The 7006-nt window shown below is 47.5% G+C and carries 7 protein-coding genes; 3 read left to right on the top strand and 4 right to left on the bottom strand.

Going from position 1 to position 7006, the window contains the following annotated elements:
• On the top strand, positions 1–509 hold a 509-nt coding region (locus QW520_08840; protein ID MEM0449910.1), incomplete at its 5' end, for a DUF1922 domain-containing protein.
• On the opposite strand, the gene QW520_08835 is transcribed toward QW520_08840, so the two are convergent.
• The 3 genes from QW520_08835 to QW520_08825 are packed head-to-tail and all read right to left on the bottom strand — an operon-like array spanning position 490 to position 4300.
• Complete coding sequence (locus QW520_08835) at positions 490–1614, bottom strand: transglutaminase-like domain-containing protein (GenBank protein MEM0449909.1); 1125 nt, start codon at positions 1612–1614, stop codon at positions 490–492. The two genes, QW520_08840 and QW520_08835, sit on opposite strands and share 20 nt — an antisense overlap.
• Before the next feature lie 27 nt (positions 1615–1641).
• Positions 1642–2352: a hypothetical protein gene (locus tag QW520_08830; protein ID MEM0449908.1), complete on the bottom strand. Its 711-nt coding sequence runs from the start codon at positions 2350–2352 to the stop codon at positions 1642–1644.
• A gap of 40 nt (positions 2353–2392) precedes the next feature.
• Positions 2393–4300, bottom strand: coding sequence for a phosphoadenosine phosphosulfate reductase family protein (locus QW520_08825; protein ID MEM0449907.1), 1908 nt, complete (start codon positions 4298–4300; stop codon positions 2393–2395).
• A 128-nt stretch (positions 4301–4428) separates the two neighbouring features.
• Between QW520_08825 and QW520_08820 the strand changes: the two genes are divergently transcribed.
• Entirely contained in the window at positions 4429–5067 is a 639-nt protein-coding gene (locus QW520_08820) for a site-2 protease family protein (GenBank protein MEM0449906.1), read from the top strand.
• 4 nt (positions 5068–5071) lie between these two features.
• Here QW520_08820 and QW520_08815 read toward each other — a convergent pair whose 3' ends face one another.
• Positions 5072–6508 (bottom strand): FAD-binding oxidoreductase, encoded by a 1437-nt coding sequence (locus tag QW520_08815; protein ID MEM0449905.1) that lies wholly within the window; start codon positions 6506–6508, stop codon positions 5072–5074.
• Positions 6509–6627: 119 nt separating this feature from the next.
• Between QW520_08815 and QW520_08810 the strand changes: the two genes are divergently transcribed.
• Positions 6628–7006: cation diffusion facilitator family transporter (locus QW520_08810; GenBank protein ID MEM0449904.1), on the top strand; the 379-nt coding region annotated here is incomplete at its 3' end.

Genomic DNA, 7006 nt, shown 5'->3' with positions numbered 1-7006 from the left:
CTCTCCATCCCCATGGATCACTATGGTGCCTGCATCTCATCTGCGGTTTTCGTAGAGTTCTGATGCTCGGGGTTATAATCTGTTCCAAATGCCGCCGTGCTAGGGGCGTGTCTCTTTCATGCAAGAAGGTAAGATGCAACCACTGTGGCAAATATATCGATGTCTCCAAAGCGAGAGTGTTTCATCGCACTGAGGATCATGAGGAGATTGCAAGGGCGGTGCAAAAGATAAATGAAAGAATGACGCTGGAGACCGAAAATAATTCAGCGCGAAAAAGGTGTAGAACGCTCCCTCGATGCCAAGCATCAAAAGCTGATCTGTTAACTGAAGAAGGGCTCAGGCGCTTGGCTCTTAAACTTTCTGGTAAAGGCGGATTCTTCTCCATTCAAGACATTATGTCGGAGTTGAAGGTGAATGAGGAAGGAGCTACTGAAATTCTGGCCAGGATGCTTTCCGAAGGCATAGCCTACGAGCCGATGCCCGGCGTCTTCAGGCCTCTTCCACCTTGACCGCTCTCTGCATGTTTTGGGAGAATGAAAATTCACAGAATCCTGATTTTGCCAGCAACACCTTTTCTGTACTCTCTTGATGAATTATTGAGCGATAGCTGTCATGATAAGTAGGGCTCAGACCTACTGGATAGCTATGCTGATCGTAAGTGTATGTGAAGGAATAATAGTAATCACGGAGATGCTGTCCGTCACCATCATCCGTGAACTCTGCTAGGCGGTTGGGCTTCCAGATCATGAAATCCCTGTTTACCGTATCGATGCATACCAGTTCTCCTCCAGCATCTTTAAAAGGAACATAGGCCTGCACCCAACCATGGCCGCTCCAAGCATCTCTCTGCGAATCATAAAGAGCCCCGAGTTGCAGCCAAGCGGGAACGCCAGCGGCTCTGGCCAGGGCGCAGAAAAGTATCGACTGATCATCGCAATCTCCGGTCAAAGATGACAGCGTCTCCACACTGCTCGATGGATCCCCTGAGGAATCACTAGAGGAATATCGCACATTGGCCACCATCCATTCATAAATTGACTGGAGGATGTTGTAGACGTTACGATCTCCTTTGGTTATCTCCGCGGCCTGCCTCATAATAGCTGGATCGCTCATTACGATTTTCCACTCGTCATGGAGATAAGCTGATCTCAGGGATTGAGGTATATCAGATACTTCCCCCGAGGACTTAGCATCTATTTTCCAAATTTGCGTCTCCACCTTGATGTCGTAAGTTATAGTCACGATGTACTTACTGGTTCCAATCAAAGGCCCATGTTGCCAGACTCTCCATGGCAATCCGTATCTAATCGATTGGCGGCCTTCGGGAAAAGCCATGATAGATGTTATCTCTTGCAAAGTCCTATTCCCCATGGACACGTTCACCGGCATCGGCAGATCAAGAGTGAAATTGTAAACAGTCCCTCCATTAGCATCCACGCGTAATTGCCTTTCCAAGCGATAGATCACGTATTTAGGGGCTCTTTCTTGAAATGGAGAGAGTAAGAGTTGTACGATAAAATTCTGGAATGAGGGGGTGAGGAGCAAAATTATGATAATAATTATAGCTAACGCAGTCACTGCTAGTCTGAGCTTTCTTTTTGCTCCATTGGCCACACTACCCAAGACTAATTCTGGTATAATTCAAGCTTTCGATTTGGACTTGTACTTGGCCAAACCTTCCTCCACCAATGCAGGGATGGCTTGGAAATGCACTCTGTAGTAAGAGAATGCCGCGATTGCAGTGGCGAATACTAAACATACGTAACCCCAGACATCCAATGGATAGAGGAAGAAGCCTATCATCACAAAATTATAGGCTATATGAGTGAGCGCAGCATTAGCCAAGAAACCAAAAGGATGGCCGCGAGTTACCCCTATGCCGATGACCGCACCTGTGGAACCGTTGAGAAGGGAAAGCTGAAATGAGAGGACGATGATCACCACATAATCCCTTAAACCGAGAGACAATCCAGCTGCGGAAAATGAGAGAAAGCTTGACCAAATGTAGCCAAAAGCCACCGTGCTTCCCATTCCTAAACCAATCACTAAACCATAGAAAGCTGTATCTAGGCGCCTGGAAAAGCGTTTCAAGTTCAGCACCGCAAGCTTGGCCAATTCATAGATCAAGGCGAATAGGAGGGCGTAAAGTACCTGTTCTATGGGAAAGTATTGCTGCACGGCAAACAACGCCACCCCCATTACCATTCCCAATGCCAAAAGGCCAAATACCTTGCGGTCGTCGAAAAAAGGCTTCTCCACCTTTGGATAAGTATAGTCTCGTAGGGTGAAATACATCAAAGCAAGCGCTGGCCCTATGCCTATTACGCCAGCGATGAACATATTCGAGTTCATTATCAAACCCAGCCCAAGCAATGTCCCTATATAAGGGTGTTCAATGGCTTTTTGCTTCCTTGCGCCCTATGAGCTTATCGAAATAATGGGCCACAACACACGCCTCCATGCATCTAGTGCAGTGAATGCACCTCTTGTCATCTATCGCGATTCCATCATCGATTCTTACGGCCTTCACGGGACAATTCTTGATGCATATTCCGCATCTGGTGCATAAATGGGCCCTAAGATATGCTTTGGCACCCATCTCGAATGCTTTTTGCGCTTTTACGGGAGAGGGGGAATTGGCGATGATCTGCCCTCCCGCGAAGACTTTGACAGTCGTGTCGCTTATCCGAGCCATTGCAACTCCCAGATCTTCTGATATATGGCTTTTCCCCACTACCTTTAACGTTTCTCCGACGCGACTGAAAGGGCCGTGCGATGGCGTTGAAATGATCCCCTCTATCGAGTACCCACCGTTAACACAGGGGCTGATTCCTTTAACGATGTGCATTTCAAGAGTGTCAGCCCGATGCGAGGGCGCCTGAAGTCCTATCTCATTAGCAAGCTTCCTCATCTTCGGAGGTAGGACTTTCCATCGCCAAAACCCCAATCGAACGTATTCATGGCTTACTGAGTGTTGCTCTGCCCATTTCTCTAACCATCTGTTCCATTGCGAATGAAGCTCTGGATGAAGTCGCGATACATTTTTCCATTCACTTGCCAGAATAGAGGGGCACAGATAGCACCCTATCCTCTCAAAATCCTCATCATATAAAGGATTGTAGTCTAATCCTTTCCACCATATATACGCCCACACCTCTGCTGCTCTCCATTCCCTAATTGGATTGAGAATGGTTTGGTTTGGAACGAAAGGATTGTTTTCAACGAAACGTATTCTTGCGCGAGAGAAGGACTCAAGTGCCCGGTTGCCCTCAATGGTAATGGTTCCCTTGGGAAAGTGATTCTCAATTAGATCTGTCAACGGTGCCAATTTGCATACCTTGCAGCACCAACGAAAATCCTTGGCGGGAGGTCCAAAGGATTTAAGATGTTCCCAAAAAGCACCTTCTGCCGATGCATAAAGTATTTTTTCCCTTTTCTTACTCGCAAAGCTCTCCACAAAGGCTCTGGTTTCAGGAAATTCCAGACCGGTGTCTACGAATAAAAGCTGAAATGATTTCCCCGCCGACTTGGCTATGCCATAGCAAGCAAGGGAGTCCTTTCCTCCGCTGAAGCTCAATGTAATAGGTATACCTCTGCCTGTGACATAAGATTTTATATCGCTTACAGCCTTGGCTTCCAGCGCTGACAGATGGTCGAGGTTTGCATTCACGAAATCGCTCCAAGTGGCCGGCTTAGCCTGCCAAGAATCTTTAGCTTTCCCTACATCCCTGACATGGACAGCTTTCGTGGAGCTATAGAAAGAGGAGGAGGGTGCTTTCGCGGTGGCGGCACAAACCAGCCCTCCACTTATTAAAATGAGAGGATCTTTCTCTCGCACCTCTCCCATCAAAGGCCATAAATCCGCACCTGGTAGATTCTTACCTTTCAGATGACCATATTGATTCTTCAATCGCAAAATCCCTTTTTTAGCCACGGATAATAAAAATGTCGCCCCTTCTGCAGTAATATCCAAAATGAAATCCTGGGAGCGGAGGTCGAAGCGCAATGTGCCAATCACCTTTCCCCCAACTATTATTTCATCTGCACGATCCTCTCCAGCTACTTTATTGAGGAAAACCAACCTCCCGTCGATGGAAGAGCCGGCCCCAAAGCACCTTTCCAGGAGGGAACGGATCAATTCAAAGCTTTTTCCTATCGCTGGCCTTATATCGCCTGGCATGGAGATCTTGAAAAGCCGTCCTTGTGAACCACATGATGAGCAGCGCTCCCCCAGGAGAATGGTGCCACAACTTTCACACCATCTCGAGAACACTTTTCCATGCTTTTGGCGGGCAGGCATGCATCGATGCATCCTACCTGTCCTACTTCAAGATTACTGGCGAAAATTCATCAACTCAGTTTATCCAAAATGAATTAAGCATAGGCTCATATACCGTCATTGGTTTTGTCGGTCTCCGAGCGAGTGCGATGTACGACGAATATGGGGCGATATACATTCCCTCAGGTCGGGGGAAAATAAGGTTCAGTAGACAAGAGACTTTGCAGATTATTATCGCCGTTGCTGTCCTAACTTTCGCTTTCTTTAACATTTTCCCTTGGTATGGTGCTGGGGTTAGCGCAACCCTTTTTCTTTTAGGGACGGCGGCCATTGCGGTGATTACTGGCTTTGCGTTCCACGAATTGATGCATAAATTCGTAGCTCAGAGAAATGGCGCCTGGGCAGAGTTCCGTATTTATCCTATGGGACTCCTGTTCGCCGTGCTTTTCTCGTTTTTCGGCTTCGTCTTCGCTGCCCCCGGAGCTGTTTACATTCAGGGCCGCATCGACAGAAGGCAGAATGCTCTGATCAGCGCAGCTGGTCCTCTTATGAATCTAGTCATAGGGGCCACTTGCTTACTCCTGGGATCAGCCAGCTTTTCCTCTTCTCTCAGCTTAGGCGTGGCTTTGTACGTTATCGGCTACATCAACGCTTTCTTGGCGATGTTCAACCTACTACCCATTCCTCCACTCGACGGCTCAAAGATATGGAGATGGAATCTTCCATTATACCTGACCATGCTCATCTCTGCTATCCTTCTCCTGCTCTACGCTTGGGGGATCATCTGATTCATCAGCGGAAGAGCTCACAGGGATAGCGCAGATGGCGGATGATGCTACCCTCCCACTCCATAAGTTTACCAGGGTTCATGATATTATTAGGATCGAGAGCGTTTTTTATTGCCCGCATAGTGTGGAGCACTTCGGCTCTTTCTTTAGCCATAAAGGGCGCTTTCGATATTCCAACCCCATGCTCCCCCGTCACCGTCCCACCTAATGATATGACCGTCTCATAGATCTCGCTAACGGCCTTCTCTGCCTTTTCCCAATGCTGCTTTGAGGTGGGGTCGAGAAGCATCTTGGTATGCAAGTTGCCGTCACCAGCATGACCATAGGTTCCTATGATAACGTCATATTTCGATGCTATGCGCTGGAAAGCAACAACTGCTTGAGGGATTTTGGAGATAGGCACAGCCATATCATCAGCCAAAGAGACTGAGACGTAACCTTCACCGTAACGTGAGAGCGCTGTCATGACGCTCTTCCTGCCCTGGGTCCATCTTGCCATCTGTTTTGAGTCGTCCGACATTTCCACATCCGAGGAACCTGTTTCCAAGCATATTTGCTGCACCATCTTAGCCTCTTTGGATACTATCTCTGGTTCGCCGTCGACCTCTATCATGCAAAGGGCCTCGACATCGGGAAATCCTGCTCGCACGGTTTTGTTTACCGCTTTGATGCATGTAGAATCCATCAATTCTATTGCGGAAGGAATCAAAGGTTTGGCGACTATATTAGAAACACACCTTCCCGCTTTTTCCAAAGTATCGAATGCCGCCACGACCATTGCCGCTTTTTTAGCCTTTGGCACTATTCTAAGCGTCGCTTCAGTTATTACTCCTAATGTGCCTTCGCTCCCTACGAACAAGCGTTCAAGCTGATAGCCCGATGAATTCTTCAAAGTCTTGGTGCCGAGGTGTACCACCTCTCCTGTGGGCAGGACCACCTCTAACCCAAGCACATAATCTCGCATCGCCCCGTATTTTATGGCCCTCATTCCCGAGGCGTTTGCGGCGATCATGCCTCCAATAGTGCAAGCCTCGGAACTGCCTGGAGCTGTGGGTATGGAAAATTTGAATTGAGCCAGAGCTTCCATCAGACGATCGTACACCACTCCAGATTGGCATGTGCAATTTAAATCCTCAATTCTAATCTCTTTTATCAAATTCATTTTGGTCATGTCGATGACGATTCCGCCTTTAAGCGGGACTGCCCCTCCACAGAGACCGGTTCCTGCCCCGCGTGGGACTATGGGGATGCGACGCTGGTTGGCATAGGCCACCAATTCGGAGACCTGTTCAGTGTTGCGAGGTTGAACCACCATCTCCGGTGTACTATGATGGATAGAAGCGTCGAAGCCATAGACGTATATAGTGGCAATATCCGTAGAACAAAACTCTTCACCAACTATGCTTTTCACAGTTTCTATATCGACCTCGTCCATGGCCATGGAATTATGAAAACAGGAGCTTGTATTTAATTATGGCATTACTGCATGATAATCAATCCGCTGTTTTATTGTTGAAAAAAAACATCAAGCGAGAAAAAACAGAGACAAAAATATATCCTATGTGGCAACTGAAGCTTAAGATGAACAAGAGAAAAGCGGCGCTCTTGGCCGTTTTCGGAGGCTTGACCGTTTTTACCATCAAAATGCTCGCCTATGTCATCTCTGACTCGGTGGCATTACTTTCTGACGCCTTAGAATCCATCATCAATGTTCTGGCTTCTGTGATGATGTTCTTCTCCATCACTATTGCACAGCTAAAGGAGGATTCAGAGCACCAGTATGGCCATCAAAAAGCAGAGAATATCTCCGCTCTCCTAGAGGGGTTGCTGATAATCATTGCCGCTGTGGTGATAGCAGAGGCAAGCCTTAATAGGATACTTAGACCGGTTGAACTCTATAATTTAGATCTAGCTTTGGCGATATCTCTTACAGCAACAT

Source organism: Methanomassiliicoccales archaeon (genome assembly GCA_038740345.1).
Classification (GTDB): Archaea; Thermoplasmatota; Thermoplasmata; order Methanomassiliicoccales; family UBA472; genus JAJRAN01.
This window is presented reverse-complemented; position numbering and strand designations above follow the sequence as displayed.

Coding starts and splice junctions, on each gene's coding strand:
- QW520_08830 (MEM0449908.1), bottom strand. CDS start 2,352: ATGAACTCGAATATGTTCATCGCTGGCGTAATAGGCATAGGGCCAGCG.
- QW520_08825 (MEM0449907.1), bottom strand. CDS start 4,300: ATGCCTGCCCGCCAAAAGCATGGAAAAGTGTTCTCGAGATGGTGTGAA.
- QW520_08820 (MEM0449906.1), top strand. CDS start 4,429: ATGTACGACGAATATGGGGCGATATACATTCCCTCAGGTCGGGGGAAA.
- QW520_08815 (MEM0449905.1), bottom strand. CDS start 6,508: ATGGCCATGGACGAGGTCGATATAGAAACTGTGAAAAGCATAGTTGGT.